Below are 26,626 nucleotides of genomic sequence, written 5' to 3' on the forward strand. Positions count from 1 at the left end.
TTGATGGTTGATGGTTGATGGTTGATGGTTGATGGTTGATGGTTGATGGTTGATGGTTGATGGTTGATGGTTGATGGTTGATGGTTGATGGTTGATGGTTGATGGTTGATGGTTGATGGTTGATGGTAAAAATTAAAAAAATTAGCTACTTTACTCTGAATAGACTACTATTTATTTTTATAATCCAGATGTCTATGAGCCGAAGAGTTTTTAACGAATCTATCTAGTTATTCAAAGAAATAGTATTTTTTAAAAAGTGCTACGTACTTAATTTACCACTAAGGAATATTCAAATATTTATGCGTCTGTAGTGATACTTTCCATTTCGGGTTTTTCATTACGTAATCTACAATTAAAGGCACGACTTTATCCCGAACGCTCCATTCTGGTTGTAGGTATAAAATACATTCTTCATTTACTAAAGCTGCTTGTTCTTCAGCGAAAATTAAATCATGTTTGTTGTAAATTATGGCTTTAAGTTCATGTGCCGCTGCATGTACAGCTGGTGTTGGAAGTTTGTTTTTTTTAGGCGACAAACAAATCCAATCCCAAATCCCAGTTAATTCATAAGCTCCGGATGTCTCTATATGTGTTTGCAAACCCTTTTCTTTAAGTGATTCGGTTAACGGAAACATGTTCCACATTAATGGTTCACCCCCAGTCACAACAATTGTATCCGAATATTTTGCCGCATTATCAACAATACTCGTAATCTCAGTCGGAGGATGCGACTCAGCATTCCAACTCTCCTTTACATCGCACCAATGACAGCCAACATCGCAACCGCCAATTCTAATAAAATATGCCGCGGTACCTTTATGATACCCCTCCCCTTGAATGGTATAAAACTCCTCCATCAAGGGTAACATAGATCCTTTTTCAACTTCCTGTAAAACTTCTTCATTAAGCATTCGGCAAAGATACATTTTAGCTAGCACTAACCATTGGTGGTTGGTAAAAATCAAAATCTGTTAACAAATAGAGTTTAAAAATGATAAAATGAGGACTTCAAAAAGATCATCACCTATAATGTCTGCGGCTATTTCTTCAAAATGATCTATTTTTATGGCAAATTTCTCCAAATGTCTAAAGAAGAAGATTTTTACGCCCACATTGAAAAGGGATACGCTACCAAAGGTGATTTTATTACAATGGGTGCTGCCATGTTAAATGAAGTGGCAATTAACAAGGCTTTTGTCAAAATACCATTAAAGACTTTAAACCGCCATGGACTAATAGCTGGTGCAACTGGTACCGGCAAAACAAAAACACTACAGGTTTTAGCGGAAAACCTTTCTGAAAAAGGAATACCTGTTTTATTAATGGATTTAAAGGGAGATTTAAGTGGATTGGCACAGCCAAGCCCTGGACATGCGAAGATTGATGAACGGCATGAGCAAATTGGCCTACCTTTTGAAGCAAAAAATTTTCCAATTGAAATTTTATCTTTATCAGAACAAGATGGTGTAAAACTTAGGGCAACAGTATCGGAATTTGGCCCCACTTTATTATCACGAATTTTAGACCTAACAGAAACACAGGAAGGTATTGTTGCAGTTGTTTTCAAATATTGCGATGACAATAAGCTTCCCTTACTCGATTTAAAAGACTTTAAAAAAGTACTTCAATATGCTACTGGTGCTGGCAAAGCGGAATTCACCAAAGATTATGGAAGAATTTCAACAGCTTCAACAGGTACAATTCTTAGAAAAATTATTGAACTCGAACAACAAGGTGCCGATTTATTTTTTGGTGAAAAATCGTTTGAAGTAGATGATTTAACTCGTATTGATGAAAATGGAAGGGGTTATATTAATATTTTACGACTTACCGACATTCAAGATCGACCAAAGCTTTTTTCAACTTTTATGTTAAGTTTATTGGCTGAAATATATGATAGTTTTCCGGAACAAGGCGATAGTGACAAACCAGAATTGGTATTGTTTATTGATGAGGCTCATTTAATTTTTAAAGAAGCTTCCAAAGCCTTATTAGATCAAATTGAAAGTATTGTTAAGTTAATTAGATCAAAAGGAATAGGGTTATACTTTGTTACTCAAAACCCAACCGATGTCCCGAATGAAGTTCTTGCTCAACTTGGATTAAAAGTACAACATGCCTTACGTGCCTTTACAGCCAGAGACCGTAAAGCAATTAAATTAACTGCAGAAAACTATCCAGAATCAGAATTTTACAACACTAAAGAAGTTTTGACATCATTAGGTATTGGTGAGGCATTAATTTCAGCATTAGATGAAAAAGGACGCCCTACTCCACTTGCTGCAACACTATTACGAGCCCCTATGAGCCGTATGGATGTATTAACTGATAAAGAATTAAAAACTGTTATTAAAAAATCACAATTAATTCCAAAATATAATGATGTTATTGATCGCGAAAGCGCTTATGAAATCTTAAATGAAAAGATTGAAAAAGCAGAAGCTACTGCAGCAAAGGAAAAGACTAAAACCTCTAGTAGAAGCACAAAAAGAGCAAGCACAAGACAAAACCCAGTTATTAAAGTATTAACTAGTGCAACCTTTATTAGAGGGGTTCTCGGAGTTCTTAAAAAAGTTATACGCTAATTTGGAGCTACGAATTTGCAAAAAACATGATTGCATGAAAAAAATTAAATTTCTACCACTTTTTATATTGCTACTTGCATTTATTAATTGCAAGGAAGAAAAAGATGTCACTTTTTTAATTGACCGAGACAGTATAGGCAAATTAAATAGAAGTAGTCTTGCCCGTGATATTGAAATTATTTTTGACAACGATTCTGTAGTAAAAGATACGGTTGCTTTAAAATTTGGTAATGGCGCTCAAAAAATTAAGATTTTTGAAAAAGGTGGAAAACACTTATTAACCCTTACTCCTACGGGCGATTCTATACCCATGATTGAAAATATTCGCATAGAAGACCCGCGATATACAACCAAAGATGGGGTTGGCCTAATGAGTACTTTTAAAGATATAAAGGACAATTTCACGGTAAAAAAAGTCATTACATCTCGAAAAAATGTATTGATTTTACTAAAAGATAGTGATGCTTATTTTACTATAGACAAGCAAGAATTACCATCAAGTCTACGGTACGCAACTAGCACGAATATTGAGGCTGTACAAATACCTGATAAGGCTAAAATTAAATATTTAATGGTTGGATGGAATTAGGAGTACATAGGAGTACACATACTAAGATACGTTTGCTTCCTTTCTTCTTTCAATAACCACATCACTGTATTGTGTAATCCATTCTGTAAGCTCAATTAATTTTTGCAAATACGAGTAACCGAAATCGGTTAAACTATATTCGACGCGTATCGGCACTTCTGGAAACATCTTACGTTCAAGATATCCATCGGTTTCTAAAGTTTTTAATCTTTCACTCAATACTTTATTAGAAATTCCAGTAACGTATTTTTTAATTTTATTAAAACGCAATACCCGCGAGTACCCTAAATTCAGAATAATAAGAATACTCCATTTATCTGAAGCTAAAGCCATAACATCTCGAATCGGGCAATATTCAGCCGTTTTCAAATCAATATGCCCAAACATTTTTTTAATCTTTTTTTTCGATGCAACCTTCTGGTTTTCAGTAATAGTTTCCATATGCTTACCTTGTGCGTTTTTTGTAACTAATAATTATCTCAGAAAAGAATATTAATTTTAGTATCATTAAAAGAGTAAGTTACATAAAGTAACCTGTATTTCAAAATGAAAAAAACGCTGAATAAAATACTACCCAAAGCCTACGGATTATATTTTAATTCTTTAGCCATATTCTCCAGGAAAAAAGCAGCTGAAAAAGCATTTCTATTATTTTGTACACCCAGAAAAGGTAGGGTTAAACCTCATCAGAAAAGCTTTCTAGATGCTGCCAAATCTGAAACAATAAAAGCTGAAGGAGTAAATATTCAAATTTATAATTGGAAAGGTAACAAAGACACAATTTTATTACTTCACGGATGGGAAAGCAATAGTTTTCGGTGGAAAAATTTGATTTCTATCCTCACTAAAGAAGATTACAATATTATAGCCTTGGATGCACCCGGACATGGATATTCGGGCAGTAAAACTTTTACTGCCGTAATGTATTCTGAAGCTATAAAACCGGTTGTTGAAAAATACAAACCCAAACATATATTAGCTCATTCTATTGGTGGCATGAGTGCCATTTATTACCACCACAACGTTGGTGATAACGGAGTTGAAAAAATTATAACCCTGGGTAGCCCTTCAGAATTCTTACCATTTATTACAAGTTACAAAGAAATTTTAGGCTTGAATGAAAATATTATGAAAGCTATAGGAGAACATTTTTTTCGACTTTTCGGATTTAAAATGCACGAGTTTTCCACAGCCAAATTTGTCGAAAACTTTGATACAGCAGGACTTTTAATTCATGATAAATTCGATAAAGTTACCCCTGTAAGTGGTTCCGAAAAGGTTCATGAAAATTGGAAAAAAAGTGAGTTAGTTAAAACAGAAGGCTTTGGACATTCATTACACCAAGATGAAGTAAGCAAGAAAGTACTAGCATTTTTAAAGTCATAAGAATTAGCTAATTTTATTTTAAACTATTTCTTATGACCAATATCACTCCTTTTCATATTGCTATACCTGTTTATAATTTAGCTGAATGCAGAAAATTTTATCGTGAAATTCTTAATTGTGAGGAAGGTAGAAGTAGTGACCAATGGGTAGATTTTAATTTATTCGGACATCAATTGGTCATTCATTATAAACCGAAAATAGAAACAAAAAATTTGCATCACAATCCTGTGGATGGACACTCCGTGCCCGTACCTCATTATGGTGTAGTTCTACCATGGAATACTTTTCAAACTTTTGCAGAAGAGTTAAAAGCGAAAGGAATACAATTTATTATTGAACCTTATATTCGATTTGAAGGACAGGTTGGTGAACAAGCAACTATGTTCTTTTTAGATCCCGCAGGAAATGCTTTAGAATTTAAATCATTTAAAGACATTAATCAATTATTTGCAAAATAACATTAATCAATACACACCTTTATAAGCATTACTTTTTTATGTAAATAGTTTCACCAGACTTTGCACTTTTACTAGCCGCATCCAATATTTCCATAGCCACAATATTGTTTTCTAGAGAATATAAATTATCCTCGGGTAAAATAATCGCTTTGCGAATTACTGCCGCCAAAATAGAAAACGGATCTGCATAAGGAGCAGGTCGCTCGTCTAACATCTCTTGCTGTTCTTTTTCTTTCTGATTAAATCGATACCGCATATTATGTCGGTCTTCACTAATAATGTAGCCCGTTTTACCATAAATTTCCATGTCCTTTCTACCCATTGGCCAGTTCCATGACGCCTGAATAACGCCTTGCATTTCTGGATAGGTAACAATTATAGTTGCTTCATCATCAACTTTCGGGTAAATATCTGGTTTAATTGTTTGAGTTACAGCGGTAACGCTTATTGGCCGCTCACCTTTCATTAACCAAGTAATTAAGTTAGCCCCGTAACAACCAAAGTCCATTAATGCACCACCGCCATTTAATACTGGATCCGTAAGCCATTCCAAAAATTCTTTATTGACTCCTATTTCTTGCGGGCCTTCATGCCCATCATGTACTACTATTTTTCGTAGTGGGCCAATAACCCCCTTATTAACCATGTCATATGCTTTATGATTTGTTGGATACCATGTTGTCTCATAATTAGTAAGCAAATGAATTTTATGTTTTTCTGCCAAGGATTTCATTTTCTGAGCATGTTCTAAACTAACCGCTAATGGCTTTTCTACCATCACATGAATTCCAAGTGGTGCAAAAAATTCAACCACCGCCAAATGCTCATAAATTGAACCAAATGCGGTTACGGCTTCTGGTTTTTTAGCAGCAATTAGTTCTTCCATAGAATCATAAACCAAATCCATAGAAAAACCTTTACTATCTGAAAAACGTTTGGCTAATTCTATATTCGGTTCTACAATACCAATAATCTCCACGTCATTTAAATGTGGTCTACTCCAAAGCCAATTTACATGTGAATGCGACAACCCAATTACACCAATTTTTAAAGGTTCAGTTGACTGGCCAACCAATGTATTAGTTGATAAAAATAAAAACACAATTAAGAAATAACAGTAAATATTTTTCATGATATTATTATTTTTTCGACTTACCGAACGCCTTCATAGGTCATTATTACCGGTTTTATTGTCCCATCTTCATTGAATTCCATTTTGTCTATGCACGTAACGCGATGATCTCGATCTTCATTGGGAATAGGCCTTCGGTGATACACCATAAGCCATTCATCTGTATCAATTTTATTAACTACCGAATGATGGCCAGCTCCATTGGCAATATCACCTGGTTTTGATTCTAAAACTGTTCCTATTCTTTTATAAGGACCTGTTACTTTATCAGACATGCTATACGCAACCTTATAAGAACCATCACCCCAACTTCCTTCAGACCACATAAAATAGTAAATGCCATTTCTTAAGAACATAAACGGACCTTCAACATATCCGTCGGGTGTAATTTCTTTGAACAATTCACCATTTTCCCAAGAAATAAAACCTGTGAAATCTGAATTAAGTTTTCCTAAATTACAATGGCTCCAGCCACCATAGAAAAAGTAATAAGTTCCATCAACATCTTTAAATGTAAATTGATCTATAGGCTGAGCATCATTATAAAATTCTGAAATTAAAGGCTTACCTAAATAATCTTCAAAAGGACCTGCAGGGGTATCCGCAACTGCTACACCAATTCCTCCATAGTGATTAATGTCATTATTAGGATCATACGAATTCCGGCCAGGACGTTGTATATCATTAGCACCAAAGAAAAGAAAATATTTATCCTCTTTTTGAATTATGGAGGGCGCCCATAATGCTTGTTTCAACCATTTAACCTTAGTAGTATCCAGTATGTTTTCATGTTTCTGCCAAGTGACTAAATCTGTAGAAGAAAAAGCATCAAAATGCAACTGTTTATCATAGTCATCAGAATAAGTAGGATACACCCAATAAGTATCATCGAAAACTACACCTTCAGGATCTGCATACCAACCTTCATAAATCGGATTCCCATTTTTTATTTCAGTGCTTTCTTCTGATGCTGTTGTATTTTTCTTTGCAGAATCTTTACAAGAAAACGAACAACAAATATAGAGTAAGATTACTAATTTTTTAAATTCAGATACAACACCAAAACTCATTGAATTATTTTAATTCTGATGAAATGCTTGTGATACAAATTCTAAAACTTTTGGCAAAGAAGCACGCCAATACACCCAACTATGACGTCCATCTCGCACACGGTATTCATGTGGAATTTCCTTCTTTGTCATAGCAATATGCACCAAACTATTACCTTCATATAAAAAATCATCATCGCCACAATCAATATACCATCGAACAGATTTTATATCTTCCACCGGAACAGTTTCAATCAAATTAAGTGCATTATGCTTATTAAAGTATTCTTTGATTTCAGCATTTGAGAATTCTTCTTTGTTACGGGCAAGACGTTTTTTAAGATCCTCTATTGTTAATGGACCAACATAAGCACTTAATGGACAAGCTGATGAGAATAATTCAGGATGATGTAAAGCATACATAAAAGAGCCCCCTCCACCCATAGAAAGTCCAGCAACCGCACGATATTTCTTTTCACCTCGTATTCTATATTTCTTTTCTACATGAGGCATAAATTCTTTAAAAAAGAAATCTTCATACAACCAATCTCCTCGATTAAAATAACCCATTTTTCCTGTATCAGCGTCAGGCATTATTATAATCATCGGAGTAGCCGAACCATCTTTAATAGCTGCATCTGTAATTCGCGAAACCTCCCCAAATTGAATCCATCCTGTATGATCATCTGTTGCTCCGTGCAAAAGATAAAGTACCGGATAACTTCTTTCTGATGTTTCATAGTCCGGTGGTAGATAAACACCATAGTTTCGCTCCATATCTAATATTTTGCTAGACATTGTTAGATTGTCGAAAACCTTTCCGGATTGTGCAATTGAGACATACGAAAAACAAAATACTACTAAATAAATAATCTTTTTCATGGTATAATTTTGGTTCTAAATCAAGTAACAAGATAAGTAAAAGAATACTGCCTTTATTGCTAATCGCTAAACGTGTTGGTCTATTAAGATAGCATTTCCATCAGGATCCATTACAACTATACTCGCAGCGCCTTTGGTATTTTCATCAGCTTCTGTTTCTAACTTAATACCATGATTTTTTAAATCTTTTTGGATATCACGAACATCGTCAAAAGCTGATAAGGTATTAGCATTTTGATCCCAACCAGGGTTGAATGTCAAAATATTACTTTCAAACATACCTTGAAAAAGTCCAATTAGTGAATCTTCATTTTTCATAATGAGATAATTTTTATCCATCTCACCAGCAAAAACCACAAACCCCAACTTCTCATAAAAATCACGAGAAATTTTTAAATCCTTTACCACCAGACTAATTGAAAATGCTCCTAGTTTCATAGTTCTTTCTTTTAATGGTTTATACCTTATTCAATATATTCTATTTGAAATCAATTTGCTATTTCTCCCCAATATGCATCTTATAAAAACCCCAAGCTTCATGGGCAACTTTTCTACCTAATTCCAAACCTGCTACATTATCAGCCTGAATATGATAACCCCCTAAAACTCTAGAAATACCTGCCATTTCCGCTGTTTCTGTAAATGTTGGAAATTTTAATGTAATGGTATCGCCAAGCATATTGGGTTCGGTCATGGCACCGGCCACTAAAACCGCCTCAGATCCAAATGTTTCACTTCCTGTCCATAATTTTAATGCTTCGGCACAACCTCCACTAATTGTACTATGCCCAGATGTGTAACTAGGAAATGGAGGACATAAGAATATTTCGGGTGAATATGGTCGCCACTGTGAACCATCCATTTCAATCATTCCTTTTCCTTCTCCACCCCAGCCTGTAATTTTTTTGCCGGAATAATATTCATGAACTAGTGCATATGGTCGTGCATAATCATAAAACATTTTAGAATCCCAAGAAGCAATAAAAGCATCCATCGCTACCACTTGATTATAGAAGTACATTTTTACATCTTGATCAAGTGTATGCGAATCTCTACGCGATACGTCTTGTGCAAATTTTAACCAATGACCAGCTTGTTGAACAGATTGCGGCCCATCTCTCATAAATTCGACCAAAGCCTTTTGATAATCGGTTAAATTAGCTTGCATTTCAACTACTTCTGCAACCTCTTTTTCCAATTGTTCAGACCCCACTAATGGCGGTGGTCCTGGTCTAAATTGATCACCTGTTTTCAAAGCAATCGGTTTAACCTTATCCCAAAAAGGAGTTAAACATCCGGGTGCATATTGTCCACCCTTACCGTCTGAAAAATACTTAGGTTGCCAACGGTTTATATCAACGTTTTTATCCGCTGAATTTACAGGCTCATAACCCACATAATTAAAATAAAACTCCCCATTAGAACCATCTTCCTCTGCATACTGATTTGCTCCATCACCCTTCCTTGCTTCAATTACAGCTTTTGCAGCTAGGTTACCAATACCCTCTGGCGTGTTGGGGTCTAAAGACTTATTATTAGGATCTAGTCCCAGCTCCTTCATAAAATCAGCAAACAATTCTTTATCCGAAAAATAATATTCAGACATGGCACCATAAGCAGCATAACTAATTGCTATTTCCTTATTTTTAATTGAATGTTCATCTAAAGGTCTACGTTTTGTATCTTTCAAATAAACCGGAATTGCCTTTTCGTCATACCGCGACCATGCATCAAAAATTGAAACAAAAATCAATCCTAAAAATCGAGATGTAATCGTTGGTCGAGGTTTAAATTTTTCAGTATCATTCGCGGTGGCCGTCAATGCCATTTTACCCCATTTATAAGCTACATTTTCTACACCTTTGGGCTCTGTTATTTCAGTTTCGTTGTTCGCTGCATTTTTATTTGAATTTTGCTTACAGCCAAATAGCAATAATGTGTACAAACACAGTATTATAGTACTCTTCATGATCTTTAAAAGGATTAAATAGTGATATCAGTTTAGTTTGGTTCAAAAATTATCTTCAAATACTTCACTTGGAGGAAAATGAATATTTGCTTTTACTACAATATAGGTTTCGTAATAATTTTAAATGTACAGAAACAAACAAGTAACTAGCAAATTTCTGTAAAGTGATTACAAAAAATACGATAACAAATCTAAAATTAATTAAAATTGAACCGTATAGTTTTGATGTTTAGAGCTCCCCTAATTTACTAAAAATTTCAGGCATAGTATTAAAATCAATAGCTTTCATTTCAATTAATTTTAAACCCCTTACCATTTTTACCGTGGAAGTTTTATATTTTATAAAATGTGGTGTATTTATATGCAATTCATAAGCTTCTTTATCCGCATAAATCTCTAAAATTCGAATAGACCTTTTATTATCTTTTTCATACATAGGAAAAATAGAAATCACTCCTTCTTCCATTCGTACGGATGCCTCAGATTCCTCTTTTAAAATTCCCATATACTCTTCTAAATATTCAGGAGCAATCTCGACTTCCGCAATTCGCACCATCATTTTTTCCGATTTAGTAATTTCAACTTCTTGCTTTTGGTTGGCACAAGAAATTGGTAGTAATGTCATAAATAAAGTTGTAAGCATATAATTTAAAATATTTCATGTTTTGAAATTAGTAATTTCATTTAGAACTTATTTAATAGAATTTTCTTTGGCCCTAAATTTTACTATTTCTGCAATTAAATTAATCGGTAATAATTCACTTAACTCAAATTGTACAGAACCCTTACCTTGTTTATACTTAGACAGTTCCTTTTTAAATTGTTCATGGCCTGATGGAGTAGCATAAAAACCAATATGTTTGGAAAAACCTCCAAAATAAACGAGCGGTTTTTTATTTAATTTATACGTAGGTAAGCCATAAGAAATCCCCTCTACTGCATCCGGAGCATGCAGTTTAATAGTATCTCTGATTAATTGCAATTTGATCTGAATTTCTTTTGGAAAACTGGAAATATACCGATCTACACTTTTATCACTTTTATCCATCCTAATTATTTAATTAACTATGGAACATTATTAAGTTTTATGCAAAACCTCCATTAGCTCCAATTATTTGTCCTGTTATCCAATTGGAATCATCACTTATTAAAAACAAGATAATTTTAGCAATATCTTTGGGTTCCCCAATTCTATTAAACGCGGACATTGATGCCAATCGATTTATAAATTCTTCACTTTTACCTTGATTAAAAAGTTCTGTATTAATAGGGCCAGGTGCAATACAATTTACATTAATACCTCGTTCACCCATTTCTTTTGCAAACACTCTTGTCATTTGGTCAACAGCAGCTTTAGTAGCAGAATATGCTCCGTAAGTTGGCAACATTACTCTAGTTGTAGTGCTAGAGAAATTTATTATTTTACCACCATCTCGTAACAAAGTTGAGGCCTCTCGCATGGTATTGAAAACCCCCTTTACGTTAATATCAAAAATTCTATTATAATCATCGTCTGTAGTATCCTTCAGTAGTTTATAGATTGCTATTCCTGCGTTATTAATTAGAACATCAATATGGCCATAGTTTGCTATTGTTTCAGCAAATAATCTTTTTACATCTGTAGTACTACTAACATCTGCTTTAACAGCTATTGCTTCACCGCCTTTATATACTATTTCACTCACTACAGCATCTGCAGCAGCTTTATTATTAGAATAATTAACCACAATTCTTGATCCTTTACTAGCCAATGTTTTTGCAAGCTCTGCCCCAATGCCTCTCGAAGAACCCGTGATTATAACTACCTTGCTCATTTATTTTATAATTGTGAAAGTTTATAATACAAACTTAAAGACAGTTGGGAGATTAATTTCAAAAAAAATCACAAACGTCAATAAAAAAATATTATACATTTTACATCTTAAGCTTTGCACAATCAATAGGTTATATTAAATGCTTTAAATATTAAATTATAATTGGAATTAAACCTTTTAAAAAAACAAAGTCTAATATTTTTAAATATACATTGATGAAATGCAGCATCCCCAAATTTTTGACTTTGGCATTAATACTCTGTTTTACGTTTAGTTGTAAAGACGAAAAAACGAAAAAAGAGGAGCCAAATAAAAGCCTGGTTGAAAACAATGATGAGATTGCCGTCTATAACTTTGATGAGCTAGAACCGTTGCTTTACAGTTCTGACGATGAAATACATATTATAAACTTTTGGGCAATGTGGTGCGCACCATGCATAAAAGAACTTCCCTATTTACAGGCTTTCGCTAATAAAAATTCCAATGTTAAACTAACGCTAGTGAGTCTTGATTTTGCTCAGGAAATTGAAACTAAATTAAAACCCTTTCTAGCAAAAAAAAACATTATAGAAAAAGTTATTTTATTGGATGACCCAGATTCTAATACTTGGATTGATAAAATAGATCCTAGCTGGTCAGGAGCCATTCCGTTTACGATAATTTTTAATAATGATAAGCGTTTCTATTATGAACGCTCTTTTGAGAATTTGACTGATTTAGAAAATGAAATTAATAAAAACTTCAATTTATAATTATTTAAAATGAGAAAAATAAATGTATTGATTGCCGCAGTTATTATAGCAACAACTGTATTGGTGTCTTGCAAAGAAAAAGCTGCGAAGCACCAAGAAAAAGAAATGACCGCAAAAGAACATCGTGATACAAACGATCATCCACCTAAAGGTCACCCACCTAGAGGTGAAGGGGATAGAAAAGGCCCTCCTCCAGGTGGTGGTGGACACAGTCCAGAACAGACTAAAACCCTTGAGGAAATTGGTGGCTATAAAATTGGAGATGTTGCAACAGATTTTGAACTTAAAAATATTGATGGCTCAACATTCTCTTTAGCTGACATTAAAGATGCTAAAGGCTATATTGTAACCTTTACATGTAACGAATGCCCGTTCGCAAAAATGTATGAAGATCGCCTAATTGAAATTCATAATAAATATGAATCACAAGGCTATTCTGTAGTGGCTATTAATCCAAATGGTAGTTCTGAGAATAACGGTGAAAGTTATGAGGCCATGCAAGAAAGAGCAAAAGAAAAAGAATTTCCCTTTGTCTATTTAATTGATGAGGCACAAGAGATTTTTCCAAAATATGGTGCGGTAAGAACGCCTCATATATTTTTATTGGATAATGAACGTAAAGTACAATATATAGGAACTATTGATGATAATGCTAGGTCAGCGAATGATGTAAAAGTAAAATATCTTGAAAATGCGATTCAAGCTCTAGAAAAGGGCGAAAAACCAAACCCTAATTTCACTAAAGCAATTGGATGTCCAGTGAAGCCTAAAAGAGCATAAATACTCGCAAATTTATTCAACTTTTAAGGTGATAAATGGTTATAAAAAGTGGTTAAAGTCAAAAATACTAATTGACTTTAACCACTTTTTTATATCATATAATAGTAGGATAACATACAAACAATTAAATAATAGTTAAAAGTTTTTTTATTTCAAAGCACCTGCTTAGTTTTGTATTGGATATTAAAAATAATGGCACGCAGAAAACAGTATAACGAAACGGAGGTAATAGAAAAAGCGATGCGACTTTTCTGGCGTAATGGTTATGAAAGTACTTCTGTGCGTATGTTAGAGAAAGAAATGGGCATCAATCAATTCTCTATATATGCCAGTTTTAAAAATAAAGAAGGCGTTTTTTTAGAAAGCATAAAGCTATATAATGCTCAAATTAAATCTATCACCAATATATTGGAAAATTCTGATAATGGAATTGAAAGCATAAAAACGTATTTTTTTGACTTTCTTGATTTTTCTAGAGAAGGTGCAATTTTTAAAGGTTGCTTAGTTACTAATACTGTAAACGAAATAAAAGAAGATTCAAATCCGGTAATTATGGCCGCTTTGAAACGCTTTTCTACAAATATTAGAACATTGTTTGTAAGGAATCTAAAACAGGACGACAAAAGGGATGTTAAAGAAATTGAAGCACAAGCTGATTATTTAATGAACGCTCTTTTAGGTTTATCAATTTCCTCAAAAGTGTTTCAAGAAAATCAACTAAAAAACATTATAAATATTACATTTTTACATTTATAGGTTTTTTTTTAATAAATAACTAAGCATTCGCTTAGTTTTAACATAAATATAATAATTAATTGAAATAAATAAGTTATGACAAGTTTAAAAGTACACAACATTGAAACAGCTCCTGAAGGAAGCAAAGCACTATTAGAAAATTCTCAAAAATCATTTGGAATGATTCCAGGATTACACGGTGTGCTAGCCGGATCGCCACAAATACTAAAGGCATATCAAACACTACACGAGTTATTTACGCAATCTTCATTTAATGAAGAAGAGTTAACAGTTGTATGGCAAACCATAAATGTTGAACATGCTTGTCATTATTGTGTTCCAGCCCATACAGGTATCGCCAAAATGATGAAAGTTGATGACAACATTACCGAAGCCTTACGTAACGAGACTCCTTTGGCTGATGCAAAATTAGAAGCACTTCGAACGTTTACCTTAACCATAGTTCGTAACCGTGGTAATGTTAGTCAAGAAGATTTAAAGGCTTTTTATGCAGCTGGTTATGGAGAAGCGCAAGTATTGGATATTATTTTAGGATTGTCTCAAAAGACAATTAGTAACTATACAAATCATATTGCAAACACTCCAGTTGATGAACCTTTCAAGAAATTTGAATGGTCTAAAGAAAATGTGGTTTCATAATTCCCCCGAAACCAATGGTTGATTGATTGTTGTAAACCTTCCACTTAAATGTGGAAGGTTTAGTTTGTATATATTAAGCTCATAATTAAAAACTTAACATGAAAGACAAGTTAAAGATAGATATCGTATCAGATGTGGTATGCCCCTGGTGTGCGATTGGATACAAACGCTTAGAAAAGGCGATAGCTGAGTTAGGGATTCAAGATCAGGTAGAGATTGAATGGCAACCATTTGAATTGAATCCAGGAATGCCACCTGAAGGTCAGAATGTTACCGAACATATTTCAGAAAAATATGGTTCAACCATAGAACAACAACAAGCATCGCAACAAAACATGACTGATATTGGCGAAGAGTTAGGTTTTAAATTTGATTATTTTGATGAAATGCGCATGGCAAATACTTTCGATGCACATGTGTTATTAGAATATGCAAAGGATTTCGACAAACAAACCGAATTAAAATTGCGATTAATGACTTCTTTTTTCAGCGAGAGAAAAGATGTATCCGATAGGAGTATTTTGAAGGAAGCATTATTAGCTGTTGGTTTAAATGCTGAGGAAGCGTTAGCAAAGTTAGACAGTGACGAAGCTAGGTATGAGGTGAGAACTAAACAGGGACAATGGAAAAATATGGGTGTAAACTCTGTCCCAACTATTGTTTTTAATATGAAAAGTGCTATAACTGGCGCGCAACCGGTAGCCACTTTTAAGCAAGTACTTACAGAACTAACTATATAATTTCACCTGATGAATTCAAATAAAATCATCTATTACATTACCACAGGACTTTTTAGCCTAGTGATACTGTTTTCCGCCGGCATGTATTTATTCAATCATGAAATGGTGAAAACGGTATTCACAAAATTAGGATACCCCACTTATATTATTTATCCATATGCGGCAGCAAAATTACTTGGCTTGTTTGCGATATGGAACCCTAGGTTTAATGTGATAAAAGAATGGGCGTATTCAGCATTTTTCTTTGCGGTAACATTAGCATTTTTTGCACATATAATGGTAAGTGACGGAGAGCAATATGCGGCTTTGGTTGCCCTAGTTGCATTGGTAGCTTCTTATATTTACAGTAAAAGGGTTTAAGTTTTTACAAAACTTAAATGCAGTATAACTATGAAGCAAATGAACATGCATAAAGAGAATATACGTCCTAAAGTCTTGTTTTTTGATGTCAATGAAACCCTTTTAGATCTTACAAAAGTTAAGAAACAAGTCGGTAAGGCCTTAGGCGGAAGAGAAGACCTACTCTCTCTTTGGTTTACGACTATGTTGCAGTATTCTTTAGTGACTTCGGCTAGTGGTCAATACAAACCCTTTGGACATATTGGTGCAGCCGCATTACAAATGGTAGCGGCAAATCATGATATAACCATAACCGAAGAAGAAGCCCGTAAAATAATTTCTGAGTCGATGGGTAATTTACCCGCACACCCAGAAGTGAAAGTCGCACTTACACAATTAAAAGCTTCAGGATATAAATTAGTTGCTTTTACCAATTCATCAAAATCTGGATTAAAAAAACAGTTTGAAAGTTCTGGGTTAACAGATTATTTTGATGAAATGCTAAGTGTTGAAGAAACAGAGAAGTTCAAACCTTTTACAGACACCTATGCTTGGGGTGCAAAAAAAATGAATTTAAAGCCGGAAGAATGTATGTTAATTGCAGCCCATGGTTGGGATGTTGCGGGTGCTCTTTGGGCAGGGTGGCGAGCTGCATTTATAGCTAGACCAGGGCAACAAATTTTTCCGTTAGCTCCACAAACAGAAATAGTAGTATCGGACCTCATAAAAGCCGCCGATATATTGATAGGGTATGATTGATGCACATGTAATTTTCTAAAACATTATTGCTTTATAAATAATTGCACATTATAATTATGTGGGAGTCGAATTTATAAGAATAAGAAAAGATTGTTTTTTTCGTTATCTAAGAACAGTTTACTTATCTCAAAGTACTAAACCTCAACGTCATGAAAAAAGCACTAGCAATCTTTATAATTTTTACAGCAATAGTATGTATTAGCAGTTGTGACTACGATGACAGTAACGACATCGATGTATTAACACCCCACGATAGTATAGCAGACAACACAGAAGAATCATCTTAAATTGTATTATTTATTACGATGACGTTCTCTTGCTAAAAGTGTATTTTTCAATAACATTGCAATGGTCATTGGTCCTACACCACCAGGCACAGGAGTTATATACGATGCTTTTTTACTTACATTCTCAAAATCAACATCACCAGTAATATAATAACCTCGTTCTCTAGACTCGTCTGGAACTCTTGTTATACCCACATCTATAATTACAACATCATCCTTCACCATTTCGGCTTTAAGAAAACCAGGAACGCCTAAAGCAGAAATAATAATATCTGCTTGTGTTGTAATCTGACTAATATTTTTAGTACGACTGTGTGTTAAGGTTACAGTAGAATTACCAGGAAAACTTTTTCGACCCATTAAAATACTCATTGGTCTACCTACAATATGGCTACGACCAATTACAACCGTATGTTTCCCTTGTGTTTCTACTTGATAACGATCTAAAAGTTCTAAAATCCCGAATGGAGTTGCTGGAATAAATGTACTCATATCCAAAGCCATCTTCCCAAAATTCATTGGATGAAAACCATCAACATCTTTATCAGGGTCAACAGCCATTAAAACACGTTGCGTATCTATTTGTGGAGGCAACGGAAGTTGAACAATAAAGCCATCAATATCAGGGTCAGCATTTAGCTCGTGAATTTTCTTCAGTAGTTCTTGTTCAGAAGTAGTATTCGGTAAACGAACCATAGTAGATTCAAAACCAACACGCTCACAAGATCGCACCTTACTACCTACATAAGTTAAACTAGCTCCGTCATTTCCTACAATTACGGCTGCTAAATGCGGAACTTTTTCTCCGCGTTCCTTCATCTGAGTAACCTCAGCTGCAATTTCTTCTTTTATTTGATTTGATATTTTCTTACCGTCTAGGATTTCCATAAAAAGGCTATTGATCCACTATATTATTTTCTAACTATACTTTTAATATATTGCAATATACTATGCAATAGTTTCTAACGCATTCCATTCATACCACCCATCATTTGCATCATCTTTTTGCCACCACCACCTTGCATCATTTTCATCATTTTACTCATTTGATCAAATTGTTTTAACAACTGATTTACATCTTGTACCTGACGACCACTACCCTTCGCAATTCGCTTTTTACGACTTACATTTAACTTTGATGGATTAGCACGTTCGTCTGGTGTCATTGAATGAATTATAGCTTCGATATGCTTAAATGCATCGTCGTCAATATCCAATCCCTTTAAGGCTTTACCTGCTCCAGGTATCATCCCCATTAAATCCTTTAGATTACCCATCTTTTTAATCTGCTGAATCTGACTTAAGAAATCATCGAAACCGAATTTATTCTTAGCTATCTTCTTCTGAATCTTTCGGGCTTCATCTTCATCGAATTGGTCTTGGGCTCTTTCAACAAGTGAAATAACATCTCCCATTCCTAAAATTCGATCCGCCATACGATCCGGATGAAAAACATCAATAGCCTCCATCTTTTCACCAGTACCAATAAATTTTATCGGTTTATCAACAACAGATTTAATTGAAATAGCCGCACCACCTCTAGTATCACCATCTAACTTTGTTAAAATAACACCGTCAAAATTTAAAATATCATTGAAGGCTTTTGCGGTATTTACTGCATCCTGGCCCGTCATAGAATCAACCACAAAAAGAGTTTCTTGTGGTGCGATAGATTTATGAATGTCTGAAATCTCATCCATCATCTTTTCATCAACTGCCAATCGACCGGCTGTATCTACTATAACCACATTAAATCCTTCTGCTTTCGCTTTAGCTATACCAGCCTTCGCAATCGACACAGGATCATTATTATCGCGATCAGAATACACTTCAACATTTATCTGTTCGCCAACCACGTGTAATTGATCAATAGCCGCTGGTCTGTATACATCACAGGCTACTAATAATGGTTTCTTAGATTTTTTAGTTTTAAGATAATTGGCCAATTTTCCAGAAAAGGTAGTTTTACCAGAACCCTGTAGACCCGACATTAAAATAACCGATGGATTACCAGAAAGATTAATACCTTCTGTTTCACCTCCCATTAATTCCGTCAACTCGTCTTTAACGATTTTGACCATTAATTGACCCGGTTGTAATGTAGTAAGTACATCTTGGCCTAAGGCCTTCTCTTTTACCCTGTTGGTAAATTCCTTTGCAATTTTAAAATTTACATCGGCATCAAGTAAAGCTCTACGAACCTCTTTCGTTGTTTCTGCTACATTTATCTCGGTAATTTGCCCATGCCCTTTAAGTACATGTAAAGCTTTATCGAGTTTCTCACTTAAATTGTCGAACATAGTTTTATTACATTTTCAAGAAAGACAAATTTAACAATAACTAAGAGAAACTCAGGAAAATATCAACTAAAAAAGCACCCATCTAAGACGGATGCTTTTTATGATAGTGGGGCATTAATATTATACTTTAAATCATTACTTGGCAAAAGTGAGCAACGATATACCTTCCTCCTCATCGCCAGTGTAACGAAGTTCTACCTGAGAATCGGTATATTTTTCAACTTCCCAATCTTCACTTAATTTTTTAAATGTATCTGGAGATGAAAAGTGTACTTCTATAATTACAGCACTAGATTCATCATCACTATTTTCATTTTTCAACTGCCATGCTCCCGAAAGTGAACTGCTGCCATCTGTAGCTGCAATAGTTCCATTCTCATTAAAATTGAAAATGAAATCATCGTAATCAGTTGTAAGTTGGTTTTCAGAATCGAAATAATTTGATATGTACCAATCACCAGACATTATGATAGTCTTAATAGCTGCAACATCTGCAGCTGTAATCGATACTTCTTCGGCACTTTCATCATTGTCACAAGATGTTGTACCGAAAAACAGTACCATAATAAATAGGTTAAGCATTATTTTCTTCATCTGTTGTTTATTTGGGGATAAACGAAAAATGAGTTTTTTTATTTCTGTAATGTTAAGTTTCTTACTTTTCCATCTTCATTATGCGTGGTCAAAACTATATGATTAGCTGTATATTCAACTACATCCCAAATAGCATTTAAAGCAGTTCGTTCGCTTGTTTGATCAAAATTCAAATAAACTACCAATTGGTTTTGAATATTTAGTGAAACGCGCCACAATCCTATATTATTTATTGTAGCTTGATAGACTTCCATGGTAACTTTATCGCTATCCAAAAAACTAATTAAATCTCCCTCATAATCAAGTGTAAGATCTTGTTCATCTTCTACATAATTATATATATGCCAAAGCTCAGTCGACATATAACCTCTAAGTTCTACGACATTGGCATCGTTTTCATTATCATCACATACTCTGTTTAGTTCAAGTTGATTAACATCAGCACCAAAGGTTATATAATTTCCTTCAAGACTCTTTAAAGGCCACTCATATGTAATACTAGGTTCATAATCCATCTCAATGGATAGCATTATTTGCTCCTGTTCATTAACATGTATATTATAAGTACCTTCTGAAACTATTTGTCCGCCACTCATTACTACCGTATCATCTTCATTAAAAACAAACTTATAACCTTGTAATTTATCTGATGTTTGCCCTTCTCTTATGTTTTTGTCCACCACCCATTCGCAATGTAACAACACTTCTCGTAAAGGGTTTTTTACAGGAACAACTATCTGACAGTCTGTAATCATTACTATCTTACTTTCTTCCTCTGTATAAAATTTGACTTTACCTTTTCTAATTTCATACACATGCCACTGCTTGTTAAAATCTTCTAAATCATCAAAATTAATCGCAACTATTAAATCATAATCAACCATACTCGTGCTCCATACACCAAGAATTGAGTTCCCTTCTTGATCAACAGCATGCACAGTGTAATCATTATTAAAAACAAGGATATAATCTTTATAATAGTTTATTTGATTGATTGAATTTTTTTCAAATTCAGTAAAAGACCAAGGACATTCAATTAATAAGGCATCAAGACTTTCCTTGGTAAAATCATCATCGTTGTGGTCATTATCATCATCTTCATCACACTGATTCATGGCAGATGATATCGTATTCGTTATTTCTTCAAAGGAATTTGCAACATGTTCTGTACCATCATTCAATTTAAAGGAAATCGGAAATTGAATACTTAGTTTATCACCTTCATCTAAACTTGCAATATAGCGACGCAATTCAAAATCATTATTAAAGATATAATTATCAATAATTTGGATACTAGCATCAAAAGAATAAACAGTTATTGGATAATTAATATCTAAACATTCTATATCATCATCAATACCTCCTTCAACACACAATTTTGCCGCAGCCAACATCTCGTCTTTACTACTGAATACAACCTCAGAATAATCTCCCATAACCACTGTTATTGGGAAATTTACTCTTAACAAGTCATTATCCGAATCAAATGCATCAAAAATTTCTTCAACTAGAATTAAATCAGCTTTGGATTCTATTAGAATTTCAGTATCATTTGCCCAAACCGTATAGGGGAAATTAACATCAAAACAACTACAGCCATCTATAATATTATCCCAAGAACCATCATTAGAAGATGTACGCGCTAATAAATTAATTGTAGAAGAAGAAGCAGTTAAAGATTCTTCTTGCTCCTCTTCTTGTATTACTACATGCTTTTCTTTTTGACAAGAGGAAAATGCAAGTACCAAGACCATTAGGCCAACATACACTACATTCTTTAAATCAACTCTCATATATTATTATTAATAAGCCAATACCTTCATAAAACAATGCCAATTGAAAATACCCTACCCTAATTTCGAAAATTTTAAAATATCTTTGGTAAAAACCAAACCATTGAAACCCGAAACTAGTAACAATATTTGCAATGAAACCGTATTTGATACGGTATTCAAAAGTAATTCTAAAACGGTTTTTAACTTCATATATTATAAATTCGGTAACGAAGAAAAGGCCCATGATGCAGTACAAGAAGCTTTTGTAAAGTTATGGGAAAACTGCTCAAAAGTCTCCCCTGATAAGGCAAAATCATTTTTATATACGGTTGCTAATAACCTATACCTCAATGTTATTAAAGCAGAAAAGGTGCGCTTGAAATATGCCGATAAGTCTTTAAAATCGACCAATGAAACTCCAGAATTTATTATGGAGGAAAATGAATTTAAAGTAAAATTAGAAAAGGCGCTTAACGATTTGCCTGATATACAACGAACAACGTTTCTTTTGAATAGAATTGATGGTAAAAAATACGCTGAAATAGCTGAAATGGAAGGGGTTAGCATAAAAGCCATAGAAAAACGTATTCATTTAGCGCTGAAATCGTTACGAGAAAAAATTGATGGAATTTAGTCTTTTATCTATGTCGATTATGCAGTTTTTATGCATAATGCTAATAAAAAAACTAAAAGTATGTACCGAAAAGTAGGGTTTTTCCTGAATTAGGTGTTAATAGGATATATAGCTTTAAAATGATGCAAGAGAATAACTTAGCGAAATGGCTTAACAATGAGCTTTCTGCAGAAGAACTGGAAACTTTCAGTAAAACTGAAGCATATAAAACATATCAGAAAATTGCAACGGTAACTGAAACATTGAAATCTCCAGATTTTGATACAGATAAAGCATTACTTGATTTTAAGAATAAGAATTATGCCAGTGCCCCTAAGGTAATAGCTTTGAAGTCATATAAAAACTTCTTCAAAATAGCTGCAGCGATTGCTGTATTATTAGTGGCGTCATTTTTTTACCTGAATACACTTAATGAAAGTATTAACACCCAATTTGCTGAACAAAAAGAAATAAGGCTACCCGATAATTCAGAAATTGTATTGAATGCAGATTCTAAAATTTCATATGATAAAGAGAATTGGAGTACCACAAGAAATATTGAACTTAATGGAGAAGCCTATTTTAAGGTTGCCAAAGGAAAAAAATTTACAGTAGCAACGGAAAATGGAACTGTAACTGTATTAGGTACCCAATTTAATGTTGAAAATAGAGATGAATATTTTGAAGTTAGTTGCTACGAAGGTTTGGTTAGTGTAATATATGACGGCAAGGAAACTAATCTACCAGCAGGCAATTCTTTTCTTGTAATCAATGGTAAAATTGCCAATTTAGATGCTCCTAAAAACGGTCGACCTTCATGGATTGATAACGAAAGTACTTTTAAAAGTATTCCATTAAAATATGTTTTAGCCGAATTTGAAAGACAACATAATGTTACTACAACTACTAATAACATTAATGTTGACCAACTATTTACCGGTGCATTTAGCAATACCGATATAAATCTAGCGTTAAAAAGCATAAGTGTACCTTCACAATTAAAGTTTAAATTAGAAGGGACAAAAGTGCTCTTCTATGCCGAAAACATGCCGTAATTTAATTATCGGAAGACTACTTGCTCTATTGGCCTTTATGTTTTTACAAACGGCCATAGGACAAGAAGATGGAGCACCAAGAGTATATCTTACCACGTATTTACAGGATTTGGAGGGAAAATTTGATGTTAAATTTTCATACGCAGATGCATCAATAAATTCTATAGAAATAATTTCACCGACAGAAGAAACTATTGAAGCTATTCTTAAAAATATTTACCTTCAAACTCAAATTTTAATACAAAAACTTGATGAGCGATATTATGCACTAAACGCCAATTCGAATATTGATATCTGCGCAAGAGTTTTAGACAATTTTGAACAAAATACAGTCACTGGAGCTACCATACAAGTATTAGATAATGAAAATGCTACTACTACTGATTTAGATGGGAAATTTACCCTTAAAAATATTCCGAGATTAGCAGTAATACAGATTAAACATATTGGTTATAAAACACTATTTGTTACTGCAGAAGAACTAGCAAACATACAAAATTGTTCCAGCTTATTACTTGCTACCAATTACCAACAACTTGAAGAAGTTGTAGTATACAAATTTCTTGCTTCTGGAATAAGTAAGCAATCCGATGCCAGTATAAATCTAAATCCGGCCAAATTTGGAATATTACCAGGACAAATAGAACCCGATGTATTACAAAGCATACAGGCGCTTCCAGGAATTAAGAGTATTGATGAAACAGTATCTGAAATTAATATACGTGGTGGAACAAACGACCAAAATCTTATTCTTTGGAATGGTATAAAAATGTATCAATCGGGACATTTTTTCGGCTTAATTTCTGCATTTAATCCTTATTTAACAGATGATGTCACCATTGTAAAAAATGGTACTAGTGCAATATTTGGTGGTGGTGTTAGTGGTATTATTGATATGCATACCAAAAATAAAATTGAAGAAGAGTTTATTGGTGGTGCCGGTATAAACTTAATTAATACTGATGTTTTTGCTCAACTACCTATAACGGATAAACTAGCATTTCAATTTTCCGCCCGACGTTCATTAACCGATTTTTTTGATACTGGAACCTATGGACGCTTTCGTGACCGAGTTTTTCAAGATAGTGATGCTATTGAAAGTGATGAAAATTTCTACTTCTACGATTTCACCGGAAAAGTAATTTACAATATTAATGAGCATCAAAAATTAAGATTAAGCTTAATCAACACCAATAATAAATTAGATTATTCTGAAGTTAATATGATGAGCTCTTCCAATACGACTAGTATTTTAGACCAATACAACCTATCGTTTGGTCTAAATTTAGAAAGTAAGTGGACTGATAAATTTACTTCAAGTATAAATATATATCAATCCCAATATCGCCTAAATGCGAGAAACACTGCTATAAACGATGGAATACAGCAGCTCTTTCAAAATAACAAAGTACTAGAAAATACAGGCAAACTTGTTACTAATTTTAGTTTTAACTCCTATTTAAATTGGATAAATGGTTATGAATTTAATGAAACTGGAATTCTAAATGAAACCTTTGTTAATCAACCTCGGTTTGAAAGCAACATTCTAGATGTTCTTTTAAAACATGCAGTATTTAGTGAACTAAATTTTAGTTCTGAAGATAAAAAATGGTTTGCGAGTATTGGTGGTAGACTTACAAATTTCAATAATATAGACACCTTTAACGAATCTGTTATTGAACCGCGGTTAAATATAAACTACAGTTTCGCTAATAACTTTAAATTAGTAATTCAGGGTGAATATAAGAGCCAGGCTATCAATCAAATAATTGATTTGGAACAAAACTTTTTTGGTGTGGAAAAAAGAAGATGGATTCTTTCCGATGGTACTACCTTACCCCTTACTAAAAGCAAACAAGGGTCCATAGGTGTACATTATGATGAAGAAAACCTTTATGTTGGTGCAGATGCATTCTACAAACAAGTTGATGGAATTAGTACTGCTACCCAAGGTTTTCAAAACCAAGATCAGTTCAATGGCCAATTAGGCATGTATGATATAAAAGGTGCTGAATTTTTAATTAACAAAAGAGCTAAAGAATATAGTACTTGGTTGAGTTATACCTATACGCTAAACAACTATAATTTTGAAGGTGTTATCCCTCCACAATTCCCAAACAATTTAGACGTAAAACATAACCTTACTCTCGCAGGTTCTTACACTGTAAAAGACCTTAAACTTAGTGTAGGACTTAATTACAGAAGTGGTAAACCATTTACGCAACCTGATATGGACAATCCAATAGACGACACCTTTTTCCCGGTAAGCATCAATTATCAAGATGCGAATAGTAGTCGATTACCAACTTATTTTAGAGCTGATGCCTCTGCACTATATAATTTTAATGCGAATGGAAGATTGAAAACATCCATCGGTATTTCGGTTTTAAATTTTACAGATCGCATTAATCTTCTTGACTCCTATTACCGCATAGATGATAGTGGAGAAATCGAAACTATTGAAAGTAAATCGTTGGGCCTTACCCCTAATATTAATTTCAGAGTATCCTTTTAGGCGGAATAATTATTGGTGCTTGATGAAAATCAAAATTCAACATGCGCTGTATTATTGCATATAATTCGGGAAAATCTTTTAAGAAAATACTTGGTGTCTCCATGTAGTTTTCAACTGCCACAGCGAAAAATTCTTGCAAATTTGTTAATCCGTACGCTCTAAAATAGTTTGAAGCTGCTATTTTCTCTCGAAAATCCTCATGACCAAAAAGTTCTTTTATTTTTCTTAAACCAACTCTAAATTTTCTGGCTTCCCAGGTGCTCTTTTTTACCATTTCAAAACTTAAAGCATGTCCAAATTCATGCATCGCCAAATTTATATTATCATCAGGAATTTTAAACCCTTGAATTATGGTATCTGCTGAAAAAATAACAGCTTTAAGTCGCGGATTATACTCACCTAAGTGATGTCGTTTATTAATTCGAGAATAATACTTTGAAGGATAAATTATAATTCTTAAAACTGAACGCCTCATTTTATATTGTTTCAGCCCTAACGTCATAAATACGGCTGATGCACTCAATAATAACCTTAGTTCTTTTTTATTTTCCACATCTCCATAAAACACCATTTTCTTTCTACTTCGAAACCAACTTATGCGTTTTTCGCATTTTTCCTTTATTCCCTGTGGAAGTTTAGAATAGATAGGAAAAGTATTGCTGAGATATGTTTTATCGGTTGATGATAACGGGGTTATTCTAACAAAGGGGTTAATCTGATATAATCCTAGCGCATAATAAATTAAATAGCAAATACAGCCAATAATATAAATACAAAAAAACACATGCACATTTATAGTAACTAACATTAACTTATAACTAAAGTGCTGTATTTAAATTGCTCATTATTTAATAGTCT

At 33.6% G+C, this 26,626-nt stretch carries 30 protein-coding genes; 15 read left to right on the forward strand and 15 right to left on the reverse strand.

What is annotated here, in order from left to right:
• Nucleotides 1-278: 278 nt before the first annotated feature.
• On the reverse strand, nt 279-911 hold the full coding sequence (locus tag ABJF52_RS06645; RefSeq protein WP_348148117.1) for a 7-carboxy-7-deazaguanine synthase QueE: 633 nt from the start codon (nt 909-911) through the stop codon (nt 279-281).
• Between the two features lie 171 nt (nt 912-1,082).
• Here ABJF52_RS06645 and ABJF52_RS06650 point away from each other — a divergent pair, with 171 nt between their 5' ends.
• Together ABJF52_RS06650 and ABJF52_RS06655 are read left to right on the forward strand one after the other, a co-directional pair.
• Nucleotides 1,083-2,585, forward strand: a complete 1,503-nt coding sequence (locus tag ABJF52_RS06650) for a helicase HerA-like domain-containing protein (protein WP_348148119.1) — start codon at nt 1,083-1,085, stop codon at nt 2,583-2,585.
• 34 nt (nt 2,586-2,619) lie between these two features.
• Nucleotides 2,620-3,174 carry a hypothetical protein gene (locus tag ABJF52_RS06655; protein WP_348148122.1) on the forward strand — a complete coding sequence of 185 codons (555 nt, stop codon included), beginning with the start codon at nt 2,620-2,622 and terminating at the stop codon, nt 3,172-3,174.
• Nucleotides 3,175-3,195: 21 nt separating this feature from the next.
• On the opposite strand, the gene ABJF52_RS06660 is transcribed toward ABJF52_RS06655, so the two are convergent.
• Nucleotides 3,196-3,615 carry a helix-turn-helix domain-containing protein gene (locus ABJF52_RS06660; RefSeq protein WP_348148124.1) on the reverse strand — a complete coding sequence of 140 codons (420 nt, stop codon included), beginning with the start codon at nt 3,613-3,615 and terminating at the stop codon, nt 3,196-3,198.
• A 105-nt stretch (nt 3,616-3,720) separates the two neighbouring features.
• On the opposite strand from ABJF52_RS06660, the gene ABJF52_RS06665 reads away from it, so the two are divergent.
• Nucleotides 3,721-4,560 (forward strand): alpha/beta hydrolase, encoded by an 840-nt coding sequence (locus ABJF52_RS06665; protein ID WP_348148127.1) that lies wholly within the window; start codon nt 3,721-3,723, stop codon nt 4,558-4,560.
• A gap of 32 nt (nt 4,561-4,592) precedes the next feature.
• Nucleotides 4,593-5,018, forward strand: coding sequence for a VOC family protein (locus tag ABJF52_RS06670; protein WP_348148130.1), 426 nt, complete (start codon nt 4,593-4,595; stop codon nt 5,016-5,018).
• Between the two features lie 28 nt (nt 5,019-5,046).
• Here the strand turns inward: ABJF52_RS06670 and ABJF52_RS06675 are convergent, their stop codons facing one another.
• The 8 genes from ABJF52_RS06675 to ABJF52_RS06710 form a co-directional block, all read right to left on the reverse strand.
• Nucleotides 5,047-6,150 carry a Gfo/Idh/MocA family oxidoreductase gene (locus tag ABJF52_RS06675; RefSeq protein WP_348148133.1) on the reverse strand — a complete coding sequence of 368 codons (1,104 nt, stop codon included), beginning with the start codon at nt 6,148-6,150 and terminating at the stop codon, nt 5,047-5,049.
• 20 nt (nt 6,151-6,170) lie between these two features.
• Entirely contained in the window at nt 6,171-7,220 is a 1,050-nt protein-coding gene (locus ABJF52_RS06680) for a glycoside hydrolase family 43 protein (RefSeq protein ID WP_348148136.1), read from the reverse strand.
• Nucleotides 7,221-7,229: 9 nt separating this feature from the next.
• The gene (locus tag ABJF52_RS06685; RefSeq protein WP_348148139.1) at nt 7,230-8,081 is read right to left on the reverse strand and encodes an alpha/beta hydrolase-fold protein; all 852 of its coding nucleotides are present in this window, start codon (nt 8,079-8,081) and stop codon (nt 7,230-7,232) included.
• A 66-nt stretch (nt 8,082-8,147) separates the two neighbouring features.
• Nucleotides 8,148-8,519, reverse strand: a complete 372-nt coding sequence (locus ABJF52_RS06690) for a VOC family protein (protein ID WP_348148142.1) — start codon at nt 8,517-8,519, stop codon at nt 8,148-8,150.
• Nucleotides 8,520-8,577: 58 nt separating this feature from the next.
• Entirely contained in the window at nt 8,578-10,050 is a 1,473-nt protein-coding gene (locus tag ABJF52_RS06695; protein ID WP_348148145.1) for a vanadium-dependent haloperoxidase, read from the reverse strand.
• A gap of 229 nt (nt 10,051-10,279) precedes the next feature.
• Nucleotides 10,280-10,675 (reverse strand): antibiotic biosynthesis monooxygenase, encoded by a 396-nt coding sequence (locus tag ABJF52_RS06700; protein ID WP_348148148.1) that lies wholly within the window; start codon nt 10,673-10,675, stop codon nt 10,280-10,282.
• Between the two features lie 66 nt (nt 10,676-10,741).
• Nucleotides 10,742-11,098, reverse strand: coding sequence for a DUF1801 domain-containing protein (locus ABJF52_RS06705; protein WP_348148151.1), 357 nt, complete (start codon nt 11,096-11,098; stop codon nt 10,742-10,744).
• Between the two features lie 37 nt (nt 11,099-11,135).
• Entirely contained in the window at nt 11,136-11,864 is a 729-nt protein-coding gene (locus ABJF52_RS06710) for an SDR family oxidoreductase (protein ID WP_348148154.1), read from the reverse strand.
• Between the two features lie 245 nt (nt 11,865-12,109).
• Between ABJF52_RS06710 and ABJF52_RS06715 the strand changes: the two genes are divergently transcribed.
• From ABJF52_RS06715 to ABJF52_RS06750, 8 genes are all read left to right on the forward strand, one after another.
• Nucleotides 12,110-12,616 (forward strand): TlpA disulfide reductase family protein, encoded by a 507-nt coding sequence (locus ABJF52_RS06715; protein ID WP_348148157.1) that lies wholly within the window; start codon nt 12,110-12,112, stop codon nt 12,614-12,616.
• 9 nt (nt 12,617-12,625) lie between these two features.
• On the forward strand, nt 12,626-13,396 hold the full coding sequence (locus tag ABJF52_RS06720; RefSeq protein ID WP_348148160.1) for a thioredoxin family protein: 771 nt from the start codon (nt 12,626-12,628) through the stop codon (nt 13,394-13,396).
• 192 nt (nt 13,397-13,588) lie between these two features.
• Nucleotides 13,589-14,152, forward strand: coding sequence for a TetR/AcrR family transcriptional regulator (locus tag ABJF52_RS06725; protein WP_348148163.1), 564 nt, complete (start codon nt 13,589-13,591; stop codon nt 14,150-14,152).
• 75 nt (nt 14,153-14,227) lie between these two features.
• A complete protein-coding gene (locus ABJF52_RS06730; RefSeq protein WP_348148166.1) occupies nt 14,228-14,791 on the forward strand; it encodes a carboxymuconolactone decarboxylase family protein in 564 nt (187 codons plus the stop codon).
• A gap of 98 nt (nt 14,792-14,889) precedes the next feature.
• Complete coding sequence (locus ABJF52_RS06735) at nt 14,890-15,531, forward strand: DsbA family oxidoreductase (RefSeq protein WP_348148169.1); 642 nt, start codon at nt 14,890-14,892, stop codon at nt 15,529-15,531.
• 9 nt (nt 15,532-15,540) lie between these two features.
• Nucleotides 15,541-15,891, forward strand: coding sequence for a DoxX family protein (locus ABJF52_RS06740; protein ID WP_348148172.1), 351 nt, complete (start codon nt 15,541-15,543; stop codon nt 15,889-15,891).
• A gap of 30 nt (nt 15,892-15,921) precedes the next feature.
• Nucleotides 15,922-16,629 (forward strand): haloacid dehalogenase type II, encoded by a 708-nt coding sequence (locus tag ABJF52_RS06745; protein WP_348148175.1) that lies wholly within the window; start codon nt 15,922-15,924, stop codon nt 16,627-16,629.
• A gap of 149 nt (nt 16,630-16,778) precedes the next feature.
• A complete protein-coding gene (locus tag ABJF52_RS06750) occupies nt 16,779-16,916 on the forward strand; it encodes a hypothetical protein (RefSeq protein ID WP_348148178.1) in 138 nt (45 codons plus the stop codon).
• Nucleotides 16,917-16,922: 6 nt separating this feature from the next.
• Here ABJF52_RS06750 and ABJF52_RS06755 read toward each other — a convergent pair whose 3' ends face one another.
• The 4 genes from ABJF52_RS06755 to ABJF52_RS06770 form a co-directional block, all read right to left on the reverse strand.
• Nucleotides 16,923-17,804 carry a tetrahydrofolate dehydrogenase/cyclohydrolase catalytic domain-containing protein gene (locus ABJF52_RS06755; protein WP_348148181.1) on the reverse strand — a complete coding sequence of 294 codons (882 nt, stop codon included), beginning with the start codon at nt 17,802-17,804 and terminating at the stop codon, nt 16,923-16,925.
• Nucleotides 17,805-17,878: 74 nt separating this feature from the next.
• Nucleotides 17,879-19,216, reverse strand: a complete 1,338-nt coding sequence (ffh, locus tag ABJF52_RS06760; protein ID WP_348148183.1) for a signal recognition particle protein — start codon at nt 19,214-19,216, stop codon at nt 17,879-17,881.
• A 135-nt stretch (nt 19,217-19,351) separates the two neighbouring features.
• Nucleotides 19,352-19,810, reverse strand: coding sequence for a hypothetical protein (locus tag ABJF52_RS06765; protein WP_348148186.1), 459 nt, complete (start codon nt 19,808-19,810; stop codon nt 19,352-19,354).
• A 38-nt stretch (nt 19,811-19,848) separates the two neighbouring features.
• Entirely contained in the window at nt 19,849-21,603 is a 1,755-nt protein-coding gene (locus ABJF52_RS06770; RefSeq protein ID WP_348148189.1) for a hypothetical protein, read from the reverse strand.
• A gap of 103 nt (nt 21,604-21,706) precedes the next feature.
• Here ABJF52_RS06770 and ABJF52_RS06775 point away from each other — a divergent pair, with 103 nt between their 5' ends.
• The 3 genes from ABJF52_RS06775 (at nt 21,707) to ABJF52_RS06785 (ending at nt 25,768) form a co-directional block, all read left to right on the forward strand.
• Nucleotides 21,707-22,219 carry a sigma-70 family RNA polymerase sigma factor gene (locus tag ABJF52_RS06775; RefSeq protein ID WP_348148261.1) on the forward strand — a complete coding sequence of 171 codons (513 nt, stop codon included), beginning with the start codon at nt 21,707-21,709 and terminating at the stop codon, nt 22,217-22,219.
• Between the two features lie 119 nt (nt 22,220-22,338).
• The gene (locus ABJF52_RS06780) at nt 22,339-23,253 is read left to right on the forward strand and encodes a FecR family protein (protein WP_348148192.1); all 915 of its coding nucleotides are present in this window, start codon (nt 22,339-22,341) and stop codon (nt 23,251-23,253) included.
• Nucleotides 23,234-25,768 carry a carboxypeptidase-like regulatory domain-containing protein gene (locus tag ABJF52_RS06785; RefSeq protein ID WP_348148195.1) on the forward strand — a complete coding sequence of 845 codons (2,535 nt, stop codon included), beginning with the start codon at nt 23,234-23,236 and terminating at the stop codon, nt 25,766-25,768. The genes ABJF52_RS06780 and ABJF52_RS06785 overlap by 20 nt, the downstream gene beginning before the upstream one ends.
• Here the strand turns inward: ABJF52_RS06785 and ABJF52_RS06790 are convergent.
• Nucleotides 25,752-26,576 (reverse strand): zinc-dependent peptidase, encoded by an 825-nt coding sequence (locus tag ABJF52_RS06790; RefSeq protein ID WP_348148197.1) that lies wholly within the window; start codon nt 26,574-26,576, stop codon nt 25,752-25,754. The genes ABJF52_RS06785 and ABJF52_RS06790 overlap by 17 nt on opposite strands.
• Between the last annotated feature and the right edge of the window lie 50 nt (nt 26,577-26,626).

It is taken from the genome of Aurantibacter sp. (assembly GCF_039941195.1).
Lineage (GTDB): Bacteria > Bacteroidota > Bacteroidia > Flavobacteriales > Flavobacteriaceae > Aurantibacter_A.